Source organism: Acidilobus sp. 7A (assembly GCF_003431325.1).
GTDB lineage: Archaea > Thermoproteota > Thermoprotei_A > Sulfolobales > Acidilobaceae > Acidilobus.
This window is the reverse complement of record NZ_CP010515.1, coordinates 1,234,758-1,253,949: the sequence shown is the minus strand read 5'-3', so window position 1 is coordinate 1,253,949 and position 19,192 is coordinate 1,234,758. Positions and strand designations below refer to the sequence as shown.

Annotated in this window: 15 protein-coding genes, 1 tRNA gene and 2 pseudogenes; 8 read left to right on the top strand and 10 right to left on the bottom strand. The window is 56.4% G+C overall.

From position 1 onward, the window contains the following. The first annotated feature begins 48 nt into the window (after positions 1 to 48). Positions 49 to 1,083, top strand: a complete 1,035-nt coding sequence (locus SE86_RS06310) for a hypothetical protein (protein ID WP_211096535.1) — start codon at positions 49 to 51, stop codon at positions 1,081 to 1,083. On the opposite strand, the gene SE86_RS06305 is transcribed toward SE86_RS06310, so the two are convergent. The 5 genes from SE86_RS06305 to SE86_RS06285 are packed head-to-tail and all read right to left on the bottom strand — an operon-like array spanning position 971 to position 5,788. Continuing rightward, positions 971 to 1,618: a hypothetical protein gene (locus SE86_RS06305; protein ID WP_117354751.1), complete on the bottom strand. Its 648-nt coding sequence runs from the start codon at positions 1,616 to 1,618 to the stop codon at positions 971 to 973. The two genes, SE86_RS06310 and SE86_RS06305, sit on opposite strands and share 113 nt — an antisense overlap. Next, complete coding sequence (locus tag SE86_RS06300; RefSeq protein WP_117354750.1) at positions 1,596 to 2,405, bottom strand: 50S ribosomal protein L11 methyltransferase; 810 nt, start codon at positions 2,403 to 2,405, stop codon at positions 1,596 to 1,598. The genes SE86_RS06305 and SE86_RS06300 overlap by 23 nt, the downstream gene beginning before the upstream one ends. Further along, positions 2,398 to 3,549 (bottom strand): PUA domain-containing protein, encoded by a 1,152-nt coding sequence (locus SE86_RS06295; RefSeq protein WP_117354749.1) that lies wholly within the window; start codon positions 3,547 to 3,549, stop codon positions 2,398 to 2,400. The genes SE86_RS06300 and SE86_RS06295 overlap by 8 nt, the downstream gene beginning before the upstream one ends. Beyond that, positions 3,521 to 4,861, bottom strand: coding sequence for a glycerate kinase (locus tag SE86_RS06290; RefSeq protein ID WP_117354748.1), 1,341 nt, complete (start codon positions 4,859 to 4,861; stop codon positions 3,521 to 3,523). The genes SE86_RS06295 and SE86_RS06290 overlap by 29 nt, the downstream gene beginning before the upstream one ends. A 6-nt stretch (positions 4,862 to 4,867) precedes the next feature. Continuing rightward, entirely contained in the window at positions 4,868 to 5,788 is a 921-nt protein-coding gene (locus tag SE86_RS06285; RefSeq protein WP_117354747.1) for a hypothetical protein, read from the bottom strand. A gap of 155 nt (positions 5,789 to 5,943) precedes the next feature. On the opposite strand from SE86_RS06285, the pseudogene moaA reads away from it, so the two are divergent. Continuing rightward, positions 5,944 to 6,981, top strand: a pseudogene (gene moaA, locus SE86_RS06280) (GTP 3',8-cyclase MoaA); the annotation flags it as partial. 75 nt (positions 6,982 to 7,056) lie between these two features. Here moaA and cyoE read toward each other — a convergent pair. Next, positions 7,057 to 7,959 carry a heme o synthase gene (cyoE, locus tag SE86_RS06275; RefSeq protein ID WP_117354745.1) on the bottom strand — a complete coding sequence of 301 codons (903 nt, stop codon included), beginning with the start codon at positions 7,957 to 7,959 and terminating at the stop codon, positions 7,057 to 7,059. 158 nt (positions 7,960 to 8,117) lie between these two features. Between cyoE and SE86_RS06270 the strand changes: the two genes are divergently transcribed. The 4 genes from SE86_RS06270 (at position 8,118) to SE86_RS06255 (ending at position 9,474) form a co-directional block, all read left to right on the top strand. Beyond that, on the top strand, positions 8,118 to 8,432 hold the full coding sequence (locus tag SE86_RS06270; protein WP_117354744.1) for a hypothetical protein: 315 nt from the start codon (positions 8,118 to 8,120) through the stop codon (positions 8,430 to 8,432). Next, the gene (locus tag SE86_RS06265; protein ID WP_117354743.1) at positions 8,433 to 8,846 is read left to right on the top strand and encodes a hypothetical protein; all 414 of its coding nucleotides are present in this window, start codon (positions 8,433 to 8,435) and stop codon (positions 8,844 to 8,846) included. A 4-nt stretch (positions 8,847 to 8,850) separates the two neighbouring features. Next, positions 8,851 to 9,315 carry a hypothetical protein gene (locus SE86_RS06260; protein WP_148666794.1) on the top strand — a complete coding sequence of 155 codons (465 nt, stop codon included), beginning with the start codon at positions 8,851 to 8,853 and terminating at the stop codon, positions 9,313 to 9,315. Positions 9,316 to 9,398: 83 nt separating this feature from the next. Next, a tRNA-Ala gene (locus tag SE86_RS06255) sits at positions 9,399 to 9,474 on the top strand. A 139-nt stretch (positions 9,475 to 9,613) separates the two neighbouring features. Here the strand turns inward: SE86_RS06255 and SE86_RS06250 are convergent. After that, positions 9,614 to 10,453: pseudogene (locus SE86_RS06250) on the bottom strand (aldo/keto reductase); the annotation flags it as partial. Between the two features lie 101 nt (positions 10,454 to 10,554). Continuing rightward, positions 10,555 to 11,364, bottom strand: a complete 810-nt coding sequence (locus SE86_RS06245) for a hypothetical protein (protein WP_117354741.1) — start codon at positions 11,362 to 11,364, stop codon at positions 10,555 to 10,557. A gap of 393 nt (positions 11,365 to 11,757) precedes the next feature. On the opposite strand from SE86_RS06245, the gene SE86_RS06240 reads away from it, so the two are divergent. Then, the gene (locus SE86_RS06240; protein WP_117355169.1) at positions 11,758 to 13,965 is read left to right on the top strand and encodes a sodium-translocating pyrophosphatase; all 2,208 of its coding nucleotides are present in this window, start codon (positions 11,758 to 11,760) and stop codon (positions 13,963 to 13,965) included. Between the two features lie 133 nt (positions 13,966 to 14,098). On the opposite strand, the gene SE86_RS06235 is transcribed toward SE86_RS06240, so the two are convergent. Beyond that, on the bottom strand, positions 14,099 to 14,932 hold the full coding sequence (locus SE86_RS06235; protein WP_117355168.1) for a KaiC domain-containing protein: 834 nt from the start codon (positions 14,930 to 14,932) through the stop codon (positions 14,099 to 14,101). 103 nt (positions 14,933 to 15,035) lie between these two features. Continuing rightward, positions 15,036 to 15,461 (bottom strand): ASCH domain-containing protein, encoded by a 426-nt coding sequence (locus SE86_RS06230; protein WP_117354740.1) that lies wholly within the window; start codon positions 15,459 to 15,461, stop codon positions 15,036 to 15,038. 230 nt (positions 15,462 to 15,691) lie between these two features. On the opposite strand from SE86_RS06230, the gene SE86_RS06225 reads away from it, so the two are divergent. Further along, positions 15,692 to 19,156 (top strand): protease pro-enzyme activation domain-containing protein, encoded by a 3,465-nt coding sequence (locus SE86_RS06225; protein WP_117354739.1) that lies wholly within the window; start codon positions 15,692 to 15,694, stop codon positions 19,154 to 19,156. The last annotated feature ends 36 nt before the right edge of the window (positions 19,157 to 19,192 follow it).

Below are 19,192 nucleotides of genomic sequence, written 5' to 3'. Positions count from 1 at the left end.
CTCAACCCCTTATTAATGTCTGTCGACAAGACCTGTATGAAGAGCGGCATGCTGACATACGCGAGATACCCCTTCATTGTTGATGCCAAGAAGTACCTCAGCCAGGCCTATGGCTACCAGGTGACGCTTAGGGATCTAGCAGACGATAAGAGAGTCTCAGACATAGCGAAGCAGCGACTTTATGATGCGATAGAGAAAGGCGAGGTAAGGGCCTTTGACGGCATAACTGCGGAGGAGAGCGTGGCCTCCTTTTACCTTGCGGCTGCGGCCGTTGCAAGCGCTGACTCAAGAAGGCTTGAGGAGATTTTCTCGAGGGCCGAGGCGAAGAGGGCTGGGGAGTTCCTTAAGAGTGAGGACGTCGAGACCCTTCTAGCTTTAGCTAAGAACATGGGCATCAAAGTTGTGAGGTCCCAAGTGAAGATACCTTGGATACAGCTAAGAGATGGAAGGGTCTCCTACAAGGCCTTAGACTTCGCTGTCCCAGTTACAGATTACCTAAAGGTTGTAGCCCCAGCGCCCGAAGCGCGCTGGTCCCTGGTGAACTCTATGGTCAAGGCCGGCCTCGTTTATATGGACCGTGACACCCTCAGGGATTTCCTGGTCCTAACGGCTGAGAAGGCAGTTCTCAAGATCGTCGGGACCGCTAAGGCTGAGGACTACAAGCCCAGGCTGCTTGCCCAGGAGGCCCTAAGAGCGCTTAGCGCTAAGGACGCGAAGATTTCCGTGGCTGGCGGCTCGCTTAATTTTGAGGCGTTCCCGCCGTGCATGGCCAGGCTTAGGAGCTCGGCGAAGACGGATGAAGAACTTTACGCTTACATATCTTTCCTGGCGGCGATAGGAGCTGAGGAGGGCATCATAGCTCAGGAGATGGCGAGACTGCTTGGCGTAAGCCAAGAAGTAGCCAGAAAGCTTACAAGTGGCCTGCTTGAGGCCGGCTTAGGATCGGTCTATAAGCCCTATAACTGCAAGTTCATGAAGGACAGGGACCTGTGCCCTGTTGACTGCGGGGCGTCGCACCCGCTTCTAGCTTATAGGAGGAACCTGGGGAGGGCTGAATGCTCTCAATTAGCTCGGAGAGCCTAGCCAGCCTCCTCCAGCCCTCCTCCAGGGCTCTGTTTGAGAGGTCCACCAGGTCCTTTAGGGAGCTGGGCTCCACGAGCCACTTGCCGTTAGCCTTGAGCGGCTCTGATACCTGGACGGCACTTATGAGCTCTACCATTAAGGTCTCGTCAGACTCTATATGCATTATGCCGCTGTGCTTGAACCCAGCGTCCCTGGCTATTGAGAGCAACTTTAGGGCTTTGTCAAGCCCGCGGACCCTTGCGTGAAGTATAGGTCCTGTAACCTTAAGCCACAGGTCTTCATAAGGCCTAGCCAAGACTTCTGCCAGCTGGTAGATTGATATCTTGCCATGCGTTTTGAAGACCACCCTAGCTGAGTCCCTGAGCCAGTGCCACTTGCCCTCAACAAGCGTTATCCTTCCAGTACAGCTACTTGTTGTGGTTAAGTAGGGGCCATTAATTTTAAGCAGGTACCTCTCAGCATGAGGATCGAGGTAGCCTACGAGCCTCTCCTCCAGCAGCAGCTCTCTCACGTCAGCTTTTCTTGACCTCGACATCTAATACCACCTGGTAGAACCTAGGGCCTACCATCCTCACGACGCGGGATCTATCGATAACAACTGAGATATCAGATCTGCCTATGTTCTTCACTAACTCTGACGCGGCTACTCGCTCGGGGTCCTCCCCCTTTGCCGCATGCACGTGAAGGTATATGTGAACATAGCCTGCGTCCTGGAGCGCGTCTATGGCGTACTTAAAGTACGGCAGGGCCAGGTCTGGCAAGGGCATTAGGACCCTGTCAGCGCTCCCCTTAAGTCTGCTTTCTATGACTTCTGCGGCATCACCTAAGTACGGAACTACCCTATCTTCAACCCTGTTAAGTTTGATGTTCTCCACCATCTTTTCGTAGGCATCTGGGTTTATGTCTATGCTGTGAACTATAGAGGCGTTGGAATACTTAGCTATTATTATAGAGAATATCCCGACGCCGGCAAACATGTTAATGACGCGCTCGTTGCTCTTCACCATCCTCGCTACCCTCATGTGCTCATAGCTTAGCCTCGGCGTCACGAAGTCCTTCTCTAGGTCCACCTTAAAGGTGCAGCCGTACTCCCTGTACAGGGTGTGGGCTCTCGCCTCGCCAGCCAGGTAAATGAGGCCGCTCCTGGCCTTGTAAGGCCCTGTGACTGGGCCTGACGCAAGCCAAACCGAGCGGACGCCACCCTTCCCCAGCAGGCCCACGGCAAACTCCTTAGCCTGATGCAGGTCCGGGACAGCCCCATGGGGAGGCTTGACTAGGGCTATGTCACCTATCACCTCAACCTTAAACTTAAGCTCACCCACCGGGCTTCACCATTATTGACGCGAAGAACCCTGGGTGGCCGTCCTCAGGTGAGAACCTGACGCCAAGCCCATTAAAGCTAGCTCCCCTGGGCATTGCGCTGGGTCTCTGAACTTCAAAGCCCAGCTCGGTAGCAAAGATAACGTTAGACTCGTTCTCAACGTCGGTGAGCGTACACGTGGAGTAAACCAGCCTACCCCCGGGCCTCAGGACCCTCCAGGCCTCCGCTATAAACTGCCTCTGGTATCTAGCGAGCGTCACGGCGTCCAGGAGGGACTTGGCGTCATACAGCTTTGGTATAACTCCAAGGTTTGTACATGGGGGGTCTATCAGCACTAGGTCAACCTTGCCCTCAAGCCCGAGGAGCTTGGAAGCCATCCGTGAGTCGCCGCCGATGACCTTAACCCAGTCCGCGCCGAGCCTTTGAAGGTTAGCCTTAAGCTTCTCAACCTTACTGTCCCTGTCAACAGCTATTATTGTTGAGTCCCTCCCAGCCAGCTGAGCGGCCAGGCTTGTCTTACCGCCTGGCGCAGCATTGAAATCTACTATGACCTCCTTAGGTGAGGGTGAAGCCAAGGCAACAGCCCACATGCTTGGAAGGCTCTGGCTGTAGATGAGGCCTTCATCAAAGCCAGGGAGCTCCCTTACCTTTGGGGTCTTGTAGACAGAAGTGGTGACCCTGACGGCGAGCCCCCTCTTCACCCGCATCATGAAGCTCCCATCGACCACTGCGACGCCCTCAGCTACGGGGAGCCCTTCAGGAGTTACCACCGTCACCTCGTCGCCCGCCCTGACATTGTCCGCCTTGAGTACGCCAGGGCCGTAAAGGTCGCTGCCAAGGTAAACGGACTCTGCTGACCTCTTGTCAGCTACAACGACCTTGTCTAGGAGGCTCACCCTGAAAGGCCCCTCGACGTCTGTCCATATCGCATATGGTAACTGCTCGTCCCTGTGGAACTGGAAGCCCCGCTCCGCCAGGGCTTGCAGGACCTCCTCAGCGGACGTCTTGATGCCATTAACCCTCAGGTAAAACCTGCTCGGAGGCCTAGTTAGGTGCTCAAGGAGGTCTCTGAGCCCTCCCCTCGAGACGCTCTCCAAGTCCTCTAACAGCCCCTCGTCATAGATCAGGCTGTCGCTTACTCTCATGATCGTCCACCAGCACGACTATCACGTTGTTTAGGTTCGACCCCGTGGGGCCAGTCTTTATGAGCGCATTCACAGAGGCAAGAGCCCTGTAGCTGTCATTATTGATGAGTTCTTCGGCAGGGTTCACGCCAGCGTTATACATTAGGTCCACGAGCGCCGGAGTCACAACCGCCCCAGCCGCATCTGTGGGTCCGTCAACGCCGTCAGTGGCCAGGGCAACAAGGGTCGCCCTGTCACTCCTTATGCCGAGCCTCCTGAGCTCTAGTGCCCACGAGAGGGCCAGCTCCTGGTTCCTCCCGCCGAGCCCCCTGCCCCTCACGGTTACTGCCGTCTCACCGCCGAGAACTATGGCCGCAGGAGGCCTCACGGGGACGCCCTTTCTCATGACGTCAAGCGCTATTGACGCCAGGAACTTCCCTACCTCCCTTGACTCTCCCTGGGCCGCCGATGTCAGTACGATTGTATTATACCCCATTTCCTCAAGGAGGGCCGCCACGTCGCTTACCACGTCATAGTTTGTGGCCACTATTAGGTTTTCAGCTAGCTCAAGCTCAGGGGACCCGGGCTTTACAGTCTCCTCCACAAGGCCTCTCTCGCCGTCGCGGAGCACTTTGAGCACGCTTGGAGGAATATCGTTAACAAGCTTGTATCTATTAAGTATGTCGAGGGCGTCACGGAACGTTGTAGGGTCTGGCGCTGTGGGGCCTGAGGCAATGTCTTCAAGAAAGTCGCCTGGCACGTCACTGGCGTAAAGGCCATATGTCCTCGCGCCCTTGGCAGCCCTGAGGAGCTTACCTCCCTTCACCTTTGATATATGCCTCCTGATCACATTAATCTCCGATATGGAGGCCCCGGAGCTCAAGAGGACCTTGTTGAGCGCCGACAGGTCATCCAGGCTAATGCCTTCAATAGGTCTTTCCATCATCGCTGACCCGCCGCCGGAGACTGCAACTACGAGCGGCACCCCGGCGCGACTCGCCTCGGCGGCGACCCTGAGCGCCTCATCGCCAGCCTTAATGCTGCCCTCGTCTGGGACGGGGTGGCTGCCCTCTATGACCTCTGCATTACTGCATGGAGCGCTGTTAAGCCTAACGTTTCTGGGCTTTATTAGGAGGCACAGCGAGGGCTCCCGCCCAAGGCCATCAATTACGCCCCTTAGCATGTCTACGGAGGCTTTGCCTACTGATATGGCCAGGTAATCCTTCTTTATCCTGTTGGCCAGGCCCTGAGCGGCAGACCTCGTCCTCTCATAGAGCGAGGACGACTTAAGGGCCCTCTCGATTACAGCCTCAACAACGTTCCTCCTAGCCATCTAACCTCAGCCTGAGACCAGGTACCCAAGCACCCTTGAGCGCCGCTGCCTGGCGTTAACATTAACTAACATGTACCTATCAAGGGTAGGCAAAGGTCTTGAGAGGGTGACCTCAGCCGCCCCATCCTTAAGCGCGAACGACGCCGGCACAGAGGCGCCAGCTCCCACTATGTGGATGCTCCCAGGCTGTAACACGTCTGACCATGGGTAAACGATTGCCTTCATGTTGAGCCTCTGGACCGTATGGGACGGCTCAGCGACTAAAGCGTAAGACTCCTTTAACTCCTCAGTCTCGGCGCCCTTAATAGCAAACCCTACTCTGACCCCAGGGCCGACAGAGTCCTGCTCCTCGTCGAGGACCTCTATGCTCTTAACTTCGACTTGCTTGAGCGACGGCAGGGCGTAAAGCTTGTCGTGGGCGTAAACCTTGGTCTTAGTATAGCCAAGCACGACAGGCCCTACGCCCTTCACGTTGAAGGCCCTGTCTATATATACGTAGCCCTCCTCGCGCGAAGTCACGCTGAGCGCCTTGTCAAGTAGCAGCTTTGCAAACTCGCTCTCTTCAAGGACTGCCAGCCTAAGCTTGCTCTTAGTGATGACGTCCTCTGTTGCCTTGCTAGCAGCTACGGCCAGCCCCATCTGGGCCGGGGAGGCGTCAACGGCGCTGATAAGCTCACCATCCCGCCAGTCCAGCTCATAGTCTGTGGCCACCACGCCTATGTCAGCTATTGACATGGCTATAACCGTGTTTATTATGCTGGCTGGGTACTCGGTGGGTACAATTATAGACAGTAGCTTCTCCTCGGAGAGTTTCTTGTAGTACATGAGCAGTGGCTCCTTGTCGTTTAGCTTCGCCACAGAGGCTGCTAGTGCCTGGGCCTTGCTTGGCTCAGCGGATACGAGCGAGGCTATAGCGCCTGTCAGCATACCGCTTACCCTTAATGGCGGTGTTAGCCCAGGAGCTAATATTTAGCTTCAGCGCGAGGACCTTTGACCGTCAAGCCCGTACGGGGCTCTAAATTTAACCTGCGTAAGGACCCCTTGCTCGCGGGCGAGCGCCAACGACTCCCTTAACAGACGCGTACGGCAGACCGCTGGATAACCTCAGAATAGCCGTGACAAGGGAGTGCAACTACAACTGCTTCTTCTGCCACATAGAGGGCGACCCAAGGGGCGGCCCAGCTAGGATAGGCATGAGCCCGCCCGTGCTGAAGCCAAGTGACTACTACATCATTGCTGCGGCTGCAACCAGGCTCGGAATTAGGGCTTTCAAGCTAACTGGCGGGGAGCCGCTGGTAAGGGGTGATGTAGTTGACATAGTGCTTAACATAAACGAAGCCGCTGGGGGGGCGGCTGACATTTCAATGACAACTAACGGCTACCTGCTCCCGGTGTACGCAGGCAGCCTTCACAAGGCTGGCCTGAGGAGGGTTAACGTTTCCCTCCACTCCCTCAACAGGCAACACTACAAGGTAATCACTGGCGTTGACGGCCTTGACATGGTACTTAGCGGGATCAAAAAGGCCGTAGAGGTTGGGCTTAAGGTTAAGGTTAACATGACTGTCACTAAGGTTAACTATGACGACGTGTGGGACATAATAGAATTTGCCTCGGAGAACGGCCTCTCAGTTCAGCTGATAGAGCTTCAGCCCGTGAACGAGGGCCTCAGGGTGTTTAAAGATATGCATGTGAATCTCGTTGGCATTGAACACAAGCTCAAGGATCTGAGCGCCAAGGTTATCATAAGGGACCTTCATAACAGGCCCATCTATGTGCTTCGCTCTGGCGTTCAGGTAGAGGTCGTAAAGCCCTACAATAACCCGTTCTTCTGCGCCGGCTGCAGGCGCGTCAGGCTACTAGCGGACGGCCGCCTGACGCCATGTATAAACTACAAGGGGCCGGGGGTCAGCGTAGTGAGGATCCTTAGGCAGGCCAGAGGCCTTGAAGAGGCGATAGAGGCTGTTGAGCACGCCCTAATTGAGGTAAATCAGCTGAGACGGCCGTTTTACCTCTGGCCGCTGGGCAGCGGGGACGGCATGTCAAGGAGGCCCCAGGGCGCTCTAAGGGTCTCCTTGCCTAAGCGCCCTTCAGCCCAGGCAGTACAAGGCATGCCTTCTTAACGCAGGGTCCCCAGTCTGATGTAGCAGACACACCTCTTCTAACGCGAGCGGCTGTGAGCACACTCAAGCGACCTCTCAACCAAGTCGCAGCGAGGCGAGCTGTACAAGGGGTGCAGCTATGTGAGGTACTGCCAGGGGTGCAAATACGAAGGCAACTATCAGTGTTGGGTTAGCTAGTATGAATATGCTCTTTGCTGCCTCCCTGGTCGGCGACCTCTGGAAGAGGTAAATCTTATAGCTGGCCAGCGCGATCAAGGGCGTCATGAGAATGCCACCTATGAGGTCCTTTGACGTTATGGCCCAGTAGAGCCACACGCTGGTCAACATCAGTGCTAGGAAGGTTATAGTCGCTGTGGAGACTTTTCTCGGCGGCGCCACGACTGGGTACATAGGGATGTTGGCGGAGCGGTAATCATCGTAATAGTAGTAAACTATGAACCATATGTGCATCGGGATCCACATGAGTACCGCTATGGCAAGAAGCAGCGACGCCATGCTGTAGCTGCCAGCCCCGGCGGCCCAGCCGCCAAGCACCTGCATGACTCCAGCCACCCCTCCAAAGATTATGTTTAGCGGGCTCCTTCTCTTCAGCAGCAGCGTGTACACGGGTATGTCAAATATGAACGCCAGCACTACAGAGAGGAGCACGTACACGTTAATGGCAAGGGCGGCAGCCATTCCTATTATAGTCATTATAATTGATATCGCGAGCCCCTCGCGATAGCTCAGCTTGCCGGAGGGTATGGGCCTGTTTTTTGTTCTGTTCATCTTAGCGTCCAGGTCTGCCTCCAGCACCATGTTGAGCGCCGTTATGCCGCCGATGGCAAAGAAGGCAACAAGGCCAAGCAGGACAAGCCTTACAAGGCTCAGAGGCCCCCCTGCGGCGAAGTATGCACAGAAAGAGGTAAAGGCCAGGAGCCCCAGCTGAGAGGGCTTGGTCATTTCTACTGCGTATTTAATCTTTGAGGCAAGGCTCAAGGGCGCTCCTGCCTTAGCTAACGCGTAATTGTTAATTTGTATTTGTATAGGCACGTATAATGCCAGTGGCAAGGGTTAAGCTACGACTTGGCGTAAGCTATGTGTCAACGCTCATAATTTTTAAGTCTTCCGCAGATAAATAAATGCGGTTGACTGAGTTGTCAGACCACGCCAGGAGCGTTGGCATAGGCCTTGTCACGGTAGGTGTCGTGATAATTATCATTGTTTTCTATTTCGCGCTCTCAGCTTACATGTCATTGGGGAGCGAGCCGCACTTTAAGTCGGTGTTTGGGGGTGCCATGGGCTACTTGCAGCAGGAGGGCTTCTTCACTAACTCCACCCTTGGCGCCCTGGGAGGTTACGCGGGCCTGATAATAGTTATACTCATAATGGCGGTCTTCCTTAGCATAGCGCTTGCGGCTGGCTCAATAATACTTGGAAGAGGCGTTGAACTCCTGAGGGGATGCAAGTAGATGGTGAGCATAAGGGCTCTGGTTCTCATAGCAGGGCTTACCCTTGTGCTAGTGGCGGTTTACCCGCTTGTGAGCTTCGTCTACTCATCGCGCTCTCAGAGCGGCATTCTTGGGGTCACCCTTAACTCTTCAGCGCCTCCCTGCACTAACTCGTCTGTAAAGCTCACGCTAACCTATGAGGACTCGGTGAGCCTCTTCTCCGTGGAAGTCAGGGCCCAGGTAGGCTTGAAGAACGGCTCTGCTGTGACGCTCTCCGCGCAGAGGCCTCTGCTCTCAAGGGGCCAAAGCCTGTTTATGTGCATCCCGGCAGCTTACTTTGAGAACGCGTCGTATCTGGGCCTGAGCGTCAGCGGCAAGATAGACGACCTATACCCGATAGAGCTGGACGTTAGCGCTAATCTGAGTGGGGGGTAAGGTCATGAACTACAGGTCAATAATAAATGAGGTCCTGAAGGGTGTTCTTGATGGTCTACTTTACGTAGTGGTATACTTTTACCTTCTGCCCCTGCTCTTAGGCTACATGGTCTCATCATTAGGTGCCGGCTCGTATGCAGGCAACCTAGGGGGCCTCTACGCGCCTCGGGTCACAATTATTTATATAGCCCTCTTTGAGGGCCTCTCCGTGGCTAGCAGGATACTCAAGGAGAATGCCCTCAGCCCGTTCCTTGAGTCCCTCGAGTCATTGCTAGGGGCTTTTGTTGTGCTATACCTAGTTAACGTCTATATGCCAGGGGGCTATGCAGAGGCCTCCATGAGGCTATCGCCAGCAGAGGCTGTGACAGTGCGAATAGGCTTCTACCCGCTTATTATGATCATGGTCTTGGCCGTATACCTCCCTTTGGCTGTGGTCCCATACATAGAGTTCTTCATGAAGGAGCGCTAAGGCACAGGCATAGCCACAGCGCCTTGGCCGCGGTTACGTTTTTAAGACCGCAAAGCGGCAGTGCCTTCCGGTGGACCGGAGGCGGGCCGGTAGCTCAGCTGGAAGAGCGCCGCCCTCGCACGGCGGAGGTCCCGGGTTCAAGTCCCGGCCGGTCCACCATCCTCTTCGCCTTAAGCCTGTTGGTCTCCTCTATGCTGGCTGTGTTAAGGTCTGTCAGGTTTGCCTTCCAGTAGTTAAGCACCTCATCAACCACGGCCTCCCTTAGGGAGCCCCTCTCCTCGGCCTCCACAAACCTGCGAAGGTCGCTGACCGACGTCATGTTGGGCACTACAGAGTGCACGTTCTTGAAAGCAAGAATGTAGACTATGGCTAGCTCGTAGAGCCTCAGCCCCTCCCTCTTAGCTATCTCGCTGAGGCCGTTGACTTTCCTCAGCGCGGCCTCCACCCATGAGGGGTCCTTGAGCCCCCTGTGTAGCCTCTCGGAGCCCTTAAGGGGCCACCTGACCTCGTCAAGAACGTCAGACGCGTGGGGCGTCCTGATTATGTGGGCCACGCCGTCAAGCCTGAGGAGCTCGAGCCCAGGCAGTTGCTCTACCATGTTAAATATGTACTCCAGCGCCTCATAACCCACTGCTGCGGCCGTCTTGCCCTCGTCGCCCCAGCCTACCGTGGGGCCCAGGGAGACGCCTATCATCTTGGCCCTCCCGGACCTCTTGACGTCCCTCATGAAGTCCAGCACCTCCCTCCTGGTTATGACGTCCATGGTCGGATTATGAAGCATCAAAATGTCTACATAGCCCACATTGAGCCTCTCAAGCGACCTGCTGAGGGCCGTCTCCAGGTAGCCTACGTCGAAGTTAGGCCTTATGCGGCCGCACCTGTAGAAGTCAAGGCCTATCTTGGTCAGGACTACAACGTCGTCAATCTTAGGGCCAAGAGCCTTTGAAAGCACCTCCTCGCCCTTGCCCCTGCCATAGACGTCGGCAGTGTCAAAGAAGTTGATGCCGAGCCTCAGGGCCTCCCTTATAACGTCCTCAGCCACATCCGTGTTGGCCCCCCACTCGTCTGTGACGAGGGACCATAGGCCCAGGCCTACCTCCGAGACCTCCAGGCCGCTGGGCAGTCTCCTGTACTTCATGACGCTCCTTGAAGGTGCCGCCCTTTGGAAGCTTAACGGTCAGGTATAGTCGCGCACAGTGACCTAGCGGCCCGTTAAAGGTGGTTAGGCGCCCTGGGTTTTCAGCTCCCTGTTGCAGCCCGTGAGGAGGCGCCAACGTAGGCTGCCAGGAAGACGCCTCCCAGAAGCCTGTTGAGCGTAGGCCTCTCGCGGGAGAGCGCCCTGTCAAGCTTAAGCAGGGAGGCGGGGTCGAGCTCGCTTGACCTTGCCAGGACGTCCAGCTCCCCGCCCCCCTTGAGGTCCGCGGCCAGCCTCAGGTATACCTTGACGACGCCCGCCACAGGGCTTCTGGCGCCGCTGAAGAGCTTTGAGAGCGCTATTACCTGGTCAATGCCCTTGGCGTTCATCATGAAGCCCCTGTCGACCCTCTGGATGACCTCAAAGAGCTCGCCGAGGGACTGCGTTCTCATAGATATGCTGCTCAGGGTCAGCCCCTCGGCCTCAACGCTCTGAAGGACTTCTGAGTCGCCGACGTCACTTAGGGCTTCCACGAGCGCCTCCACGTCCGACTGGGAGCTACCATAGAGGAGGCGCATAGCAATGGTCTTCAGCCCCTCGGGAAGTCTAACGTTGGCGTTCTCGGCGTACCCATCAATTGCTGCGGTCACGAGCCCGGCGGCCCAGAGGCCCACCAGGGGGAGCTCACCACTTGCGTCGAAGGCGGACCTGAGGGCCTTCCCGATAATGTTTCCCAGACCGAGCTCGCGCGAAGATAGCCTGCCCTCTGCGACGAGGCCCGCCCTCCTGAAGGCCTCATCAACCAGAGGCATGACCTCGATGGCCTCGTAGAGCCTCCGCTCAAAGTCCTCATCAACTATAAGCCTATGGACTGCCCCTGGCTTTATGGGCGCTGAGAGGGTGAGTGTAAGCAACCTCTTTATGCTTGCGAGCAGATCGCTTCACCGGATTTAGCAGGAGCCCGCCCCCTTTTCACTATTATAGATCATCGCCAAGATAACTTTCCATGACTTAGCGTTTATACCGAGTTGTGAGAGGCTTATGCAAAGCCAACCTTTAAGACTCCATTTACAAGGCTACCAGGGGACCTTTACGCATAGCCTCGCGTTAGCCGCCTGAGTTGGGTGACATCAAAGACCTCCAAGGGACGTATACTAGCCTCAGTAGAAGACAAAAGAGCTTGTACAGGCGCTTTTGAGCTCGTAGGGAGACCAGAAAAACGTGGGATACAAAATTAAGAAGCTGCGAAAATGAAGATTTAAATACATGCCTCTTTCAATTCCTTAATATGCGTGGTGGGCCTTTATATGGGATCTGATATCGTGATAGCATCTATTGGCGCCATAGTAGGTGTGATAAGCGTAGCGATAGCTGTCGGGCTTGCAAGGTGGGTGCTCTCGCAGGACCCAGGCCCAGAGAACGTCAAGTTCATATCGGATTCTATAGCCAGCGGTGCCAGGGCCTACCTCTTCCGCCAGTTCAGGACTCTGTCTATAGTGTTAGTGGTGCTTGCAATAATAATAGCCGTAGGTATCTCCTATGCAGATCACAGCTATGCCCTGGGAGGCTCCTCAGCCGCCGCCTTCATAGTAGGGGCAGCGGGCTCTATGCTAGCTGGATACTTAGGGATGTACGTAACTACCAGGTCGGCAACAAGGGCCGCCATGGCAGCTAGGAACAGCGTCTTCCACTCGCTCAGGCTCGCCTGGCGCGCTGGGGCAGTGATGGGCCTCTCACTAGCTGGCATAGCGCTGCTCCTTATAAGCGTCCTCTATATCGGCTTCATTCATGCCCTGCCTAGTTCCTGGGCGCTGGCCCTCATATCGATGGCCTTTGGGGCAAGCCTTGTGACGCTCTTCATGAGGGTCGGCGGAGGCATATATACTAAGGCAGCTGACCTGGGCGCTGACTTGGTAGGCAAGATTGAGAAGGGCATACCAGAGGACGACCCAAGGAACCCAGGTGTCATAGCCGACAACGTTGGTGACAACGTCGGTGACGTCGCAGGAATGGCAGCTGACGTCTTCGAGTCTTACATAGTTATAGTGACTGGCGCAATATTCCTGGCCTGGGTTATGGGTTGGTCCAGCAGCTACCCTCAGCTCGTAGTGCTGCCCATACTTTACGGCGCCATAGCGCTGTTGGCCACGTTCGCTGGCATAGCAATGCTCAGGCTGAGGGGGTCGCAGCACCCGCTGACAGCAATATCCTATGACATATATGAGACCATAGGAATCTCAATAGTGCTGTTCTTCATAGTCAGCTACTTCCTTCTGAGGGGCCTTGGGCTATCCGTGGCTCTACTGGCCCCGCTTGCAGCGTCGCTCGGAGCCATACTGGCCCCCCTAGTATTGGCTCTAACAGGGTACTACACCCACTACACCTATAAGCCTGTGAAGGAAATAGCGAACCAGGCTCTGATAAGCCCCGCGACCGTGATAGTGACTGGCTACTCCTACGGCTTAATAAGTGCCATACCTGTGATACTCATTATAGCGCTAGTGCTCGGTGTGACCTATGCCATGGGGTTCTTCGCCTTCAAGGACCTGGTCTCATCATCGTTGCTGAGCAGCTACTCGGGCTTCCTCGCGGGCATCTATGGAACGGCCCTCGCCTCAGTGGGGCTCCTCTCCGTAGCAGGAATAATAATAACTGCAGACTCCTTCGGGCCTGTCAGCGATAACGCGGCTGGCGTGGCCGAGATGGCAGGCCTTCCGGAGGAGGTCAGGGACAGGCTGGACGTGCTTGACGCTGTGGGCAACACTACCAAGGCCACGACGAAGGGCTACGCGATAAGCAGTGCAGCCATGGCGGCGCTAGTGCTCTTCATAGGCTTCGTATTCGAGGTCATAAGCGTGGCAGCTAAGTACGTGTCTGGCCCTGTAGACTTAATAAATAGCATAATCATAATAAACCCGAACGTCCTCATAGGCGCGCTAGTGGGTGCCGTAGTAGTCTATGTGCTAGCCAGCAGGACCCTCGGCGCCGTGGGCAGGACCGCCATGGAGATAGTTGAGGAGATAAGGAGGCAGTTCAGGGAGAGGCCCGGCATAATGGAGTGGAAGGAGAAGCCGGACTACGCTAGGGTCGTAGACATTGCCACCAGGAGGGCCCTGCAGGAGTTCATGATGCCAGTGCTGGTGGCTATAATATCACCTATCGCTGTAGGCCTCCTGCTTGGTTGGCAGGCCATAGCAGGTCTCATAATGGGCGCCATACTTGTAGGCGTTCCGAGGGCGCTTCTCATGTCTAACGCTGGCGGGGCCTGGGACAACGCCAAGAAGTACATAGAGGCTAACCTTGACCCGAGGCTGGGTGGTAAGGGGAGCGAGGCCCACAAGGCGGCCGTGGTAGGCGATACGGTGGGTGACCCATTCAAGGACACCACGGGCCCCTCGATGAACCCCCTGATAAAGGTTCTCAACACGCTCTCGGTGGTCTTCGCGCCTATGATAGTCGCCGCCAACGCAGGTATCGGCGTCTGGATGTTAGTGCACGGGCTCCTGGCTCTTTAGGCCCCTTCTAACGAGCCTTGCGTGGTCTAGCGGTTTTATCTACAGAATTACTTTGTTTGATACCTATGGGGCTCGGCTTCAGGCGAGGGCCCCTTGTGGTTGAACGATGCATCTTGAGTTTAGATATGTATCATTACTCTAACCCTTTGTTACCTCTGGATTCCGTCTCCCTGCCTATGAATCTTCTCATCTCGTTGACTACCTCCTTAGGCAGATCCTCTATAGAAATTGAGCTAGGGGTTACCCTAAGGTACTTGTCCCACGCGACAACTATCCCGTTGTCGGTTATGTCCATCGGGTGCCTCATCATTGATATCTTTGAGTCCCTCATCTTCCAGACTATTATGGAGCGGTAGAGCCTTCCCTCGATCTCGTCAAGGTCCAGCCTTATTATTCCGTCCACAGCATGTTCAACCCCTGGGCCCCCGAAGCCCCTCTCGCCCACGGAGACCTGGCTCACGAAGAACGCCGTGCAGCCAAGCCCTGACACTATCCTCTTGAGGGCCATCACGGTGCCCCTGGCCGTTGCAGGCTTCGAGAGGTAAAGGGTGCTCACCGAGTCTATGGCAACCCTCTTAGCCTTCGTGTCCTTAATTGCCTGCCTTATGACATCAGCTAGCTCGGAGACGTCATCTAGACTCTTGACGATGTACCTCTCCCTCTGGGCGGCGGCACCTATGCCAGTGGTGAAAGCGTCCACTATGGCGAATGTGCCGTTCTTCTCGTACTCGTCTATGTTCCAGTTAAAGTGCCTGAAGCTCCTCCTTATGGAACTCGGGTGCTCCTCGAGGGCAACATAAACGCCTGGCTCACCCCTGACGAGGCCGTTGTAGATGAACTGCTGGGCCATTATTGACTTGCCTGTGCCAGGCCCCCCTGATATCATGACTACGTTCCTATCGGGTATGCCACCGTAGAGTATCTCGTCAAGACCAGGTATGTAGGTCCTCACCCTTGGAGTTTCCATGAGTAGCTGCACCTCATTTACATGGACTTTTGAAGCTTAATAATATTCCTCCGTCGTCAAAGCTTAAAGGCGCCGCGCTGGCGCGCCCTCTTGACGCGGCCCCCTAGCGCAGCGGCCTCCCCTTCCTCGCCCTTGCGGCTGCGCCTCTCGCGCCCTCGTCAGCTCCATAGCCTCTGGCCGAGCCGCCTGCGTCATGTATCCCCTCCAGCACCCTCCTTAGGGTGAACGTGATAATGGTCACGTCATCATCGAGCAGGAAGTCACCATAGATGGACCTCAGCTCCCTAAACAGCTCGGGAAGCCCCTTAAATCCGTCAAGCCTTGCGTCCTCGTCGGTGAGCTCCTTGACCTTCTTATGAATAACCCTGTCAACCTGCACGACGGCTACAGGCCTGCCGGAGCTCACTACCTTGAGGTACTTCTCCCTGACCTGGAAGCTGCCGAGCCTTATGGTGCTCCTCTTCCTCCCACTCAGTATCAAGTTCAGGTACTTCCTCTTAAAGGTCAGCATGCTCAGCGTTCTCGTCAACCTTAGCTCCTCGCGCCCCCTTAAGCTGCTGTGGAAATCTAGCTGGCGGAGTAAATAGCGTTAGCGCCGCAGGAAAGGTTGCTAATAGAAGCCTCTGGTGACAATCATCAGTGTTTGTAAAGCTTTTTCTGCTTGCAGTAAGTTGTTGGTAGCAAACCTTAAATATAGCTTTAGAGTAACAGTAAAAACAGCTAGCTGTAAGGGGTGGCCTTAGTGCGGGTAAAGTCCTTTTGGTCTTCCTTCTACTGGTCCTCCTGCTGGCCTCGACGAGCCTTGCGCTTCCTGGCGTAAGGGTGGCGAGGGCCCAGGGCGTGAGCTATTATGGTCCCCCGCTGCAGGGCTCCGAGCTGGGCCAGCTCAGCCCTAACGCAGTCGTCAGCATATCCATCCTGTTGCCCCCGAGGAGCCTCAACGAGCTTATGCTGGTGGCCCAGGAGGTCTCCGAGCACCAGCTGAGCCCGCTCAGCAGAAGCCAGGTGCTCAGCCTCTTCGCGCCCTCCCAGGAGGAGTTCGACGCCATAGTGAACTTCCTCAAGGAGAGCGGATTCACGATTACTTACCTAAGCCCTGACAGGCTGTCAGTCATGGCTCAGGCGCCCGCCTACGTGGTTGAGAAGGTGTTTGGGGTACAGCTGGACCTCTACAGGTCGCCTGACGGCGCAGTCTACTACGCCCCGAGCGGCATGCCGAGGATACCAGGGGCCCTGCAGGGCACCCTAGTGCTTGGCCTGACTAACAGGACGGCTTTCAAGCCGCAGTTCATAGTAGCAGGCAGGATAGAGCACTACACGTTCATGCCGGCCAACTTCAGCGGCCTCCCAGCGCTGCCCCAGCAGGTGGCCTCGGCTTACACATATTACACGCCGGCTGACTTCGAGGGGGCCTATAACGTGACAGACCTTATGCAGTACAGCGAGGGGGCCTCAATAGCCATAATAGACGCCTACGGTGACCCACTCATATACCAGGACCTAGCCGAGTTTGACGCAATGTTCAACCTGCCGCCCGTAAATCTGACGATAATACCGATAGGGCCGTATCACCCGTCGCTTGGCTACCTCACTGGCTGGGACATAGAGACGGCACTTGATGTTGAGGCTGCTCAGAGCATGGCGCCGTACGCCCACATATACCTGATAATAGCGGCGAACCCTGATAACGCGCTGTTTGAGGCTGTTGACTACGTGGTTAGCACGGACCTAGCGGACGTCGTCTCAATGAGCTGGGGCCTGCCAGAGAACCTCATAGGTATGTCGGGCGTCTACACAACAGTCCCTGCCTTCACCCTTAACTACCCGTTTGCCGACTACTACTTCGCCCTTGGCGCGGCCGAAGGGATAAGCTTCTTTGCCTCGTCCGGCGACGAGGGGGCCTTTGACGCCACCCCAACCACCTATGGCGCGGTGTTGTTCCCGTCGTCATCGCCGTTCGTCACAGCAGTGGGAGGCACGACGCTCTTCGTCAACGTTACTTCGGGCTCAATACAGTTCCTCAACTCGACGGGCACCTACGGCTACGAGACCGCCTGGTCCGTTAGCCCACTCGATGGAACTTCCGAGGTTGCCTCTACGGGCGGCTACTCGAGCCTCTTCCCGAAGCCGTGGTATCAGTACGGCGTCGTCAAGGGCTTCTTCAGGACAACGCCAGACGTGGCCGCTGACGCCAACCCCTACACTGGCTTCGTTGAGATCGTAGATGGGCAGATGCAAGTCATAGGCGGCACTAGCTTGGCGTCGCCGCTGTGGGCCGGCATAACAGCTGACATAGACGGCTACCTAGGCGTGAAGCTCGGCCTCCTCAACCCGCTGCTGTACGATATATACAGGAACCAGACGCTGTACAACATGGCGTTCCACCAGATAACCTTCGGCTACAACGGCAAGTACCTTGCGAAGCCGGGGTATAACCTGGTGACAGGCCTGGGCTCCCCCAACGCAGGCCTCCTGGCCTACGCAATAAAGTACGAGCTGACGCGCTTCCCCTCGCTGAGTATAGCTGTGACCACGTATCAGCCCGGCGCCATGTACGCCTGGTACATGTATAACAGCACTTTCCAGGTCGTCGCAGCCATACGGTACCCCAACGGGACCCCGGTGACGCAGGGCAAGTTCAACGCCTACGTCTTCACGACGCAGGGCCTCGCGATGGAGGTGCCCCTGACCTTCAACGGCACCTACTGGGTTGGCAACGTGACTGTCGAGGAGGGGCTGCCGCCTAACGTGTGGACAATAGTGGTCAACGGCACCTCCGCAGGGCTCAGCGGCACGGGCGCCACGGACGTCTACATAGGGACAGGGCTAACCATAATAGCGCCTACACCGTACCCCTACGCCCCATCGATACCCGTGAATGAGCCGTTCGAGGTAGAGGTCTACGCGATCTACCCCAACGGCACGCCGATGACCGTGCCCTCGCTCACTGCAGCCTTCTACCACGACGGCATTAATTACTTCAACGCAACCCTGCTGCCTAACACTACTGAGCCAGGCCTCTACGAGGGCACAGCAATGCTGCCGTACCCAGACCCGCAGGGCGCCTACATAATGTACGTCTACTCAACAGCTCCTAACGGCAAGGTTGACGGCGCGGCCTATGAGTACGTCTACTTCGGCGAGATGGTACTGCTTGGCCGCGTGATAACGCCGCTGAACGACGGAACCCCGAGCGTAACGGCCGGCCAGAGCCTCACGTTCCTGGCACAAGTTATAGACCCCTTCGGCTTTGGCCAGTTCACGAGCCAGGTCTACGTGGACATATACAGCCTTAATGGAACCCTGGTGAAGCAGGTGCCGCTGCAGCCAGCCCCTGCCCCACGGCTGGGCTACCAGATAGGGTACTTCGTGGTGCCTCCATCCATGCCGCCGGGCTGGTACGACGCTGTCTTCGTGAGCGAGGAGAACAGCAGCACAGGGCCGCTGTTCGGCTATCTCAACCAGTCGTTCTACGTGGCGCCGCAGCAGCTCAGCGCCACTGTGCAGAGCGCCTACTACACGATAGAGGGCCTGTGGCTGAACGTGTTCGCTAACATAACCTACGCCAACGGCACCCCAGTGACCCAGGGCACGTTTATAGCTACCGCAATTCCGGCTCAGTACGCACCTTACCTCATGTCATACGGTTTCTCCGTTGGCGTGCCGCTGCAGTACAACGCTTCGCTTGGCGAGTGGGTGGGCAAGTTCTACATACCCTCGGTCTACACTTCGTCCATGACGGCCTTCGGCCCGCAGGGCCTCTACAGCCTGGCTGGCCCGTGGTACGTGTTTGTGTCTGGAGAGGACGCGGCCGCAAACAACCTGTACCCGGTCCAGTTCCCCACCTACGTGAGCCCGCAGGCGGTGCCTGACCCGGTTGGGCAGGCCCTAATGAGGTACGCCGCGATACATGGGGCCTACGAGATATCGGCCCTGTCCTCTGAGGCCTCAGGCGTTCTCTCAGGGTCCCACACGTCGCCTGCCGCCCTTACGACGGTGCCAATAGGCTCACAGGCACTGGCGTCGCCTGCCCTTACGGCGCCAACCGGCGCACAGGCGCTGCTTCCGCAGGCGCAGGAGTACACAGCCGAGCTGGGGAGCGTGGAGCAAGCTAACGCGCAGGCAAGGGCCAGCGCGCCACCCTCAATAATATACGTGGCGCTGCTCGCTGCTGTGGCCTTCGCGTCCGCTCTTGCTGGCGCACAGGTCGGCAAAAGGCTCTAGCCTTTTTCTAGATTTAATTTTAATTATTTTAAATCT

Excerpts from the sequence above, each read along its gene's own strand:
- SE86_RS06310 (WP_211096535.1), top strand. The coding sequence starts at position 49 with ATGCTGACATACGCGAGATACCCCTTCATTGTTGATGCCAAGAAGTAC.
- SE86_RS06265 (WP_117354743.1), top strand. The coding sequence starts at position 8,433 with ATGGTGAGCATAAGGGCTCTGGTTCTCATAGCAGGGCTTACCCTTGTG.
- SE86_RS06240 (WP_117355169.1), top strand. The coding sequence starts at position 11,758 with ATGGGATCTGATATCGTGATAGCATCTATTGGCGCCATAGTAGGTGTG.
- SE86_RS06295 (WP_117354749.1), bottom strand. The coding sequence starts at position 3,549 with ATGAGAGTAAGCGACAGCCTGATCTATGACGAGGGGCTGTTAGAGGAC.
- SE86_RS06305 (WP_117354751.1), bottom strand. The coding sequence starts at position 1,618 with ATGTCGAGGTCAAGAAAAGCTGACGTGAGAGAGCTGCTGCTGGAGGAG.
- SE86_RS06260 (WP_148666794.1), top strand. The coding sequence starts at position 8,851 with ATGAACTACAGGTCAATAATAAATGAGGTCCTGAAGGGTGTTCTTGAT.
- SE86_RS06235 (WP_117355168.1), bottom strand. The coding sequence starts at position 14,932 with ATGGAAACTCCAAGGGTGAGGACCTACATACCTGGTCTTGACGAGATA.
- SE86_RS06285 (WP_117354747.1), bottom strand. The coding sequence starts at position 5,788 with ATGCTGACAGGCGCTATAGCCTCGCTCGTATCCGCTGAGCCAAGCAAG.
- SE86_RS06290 (WP_117354748.1), bottom strand. The coding sequence starts at position 4,861 with ATGGCTAGGAGGAACGTTGTTGAGGCTGTAATCGAGAGGGCCCTTAAG.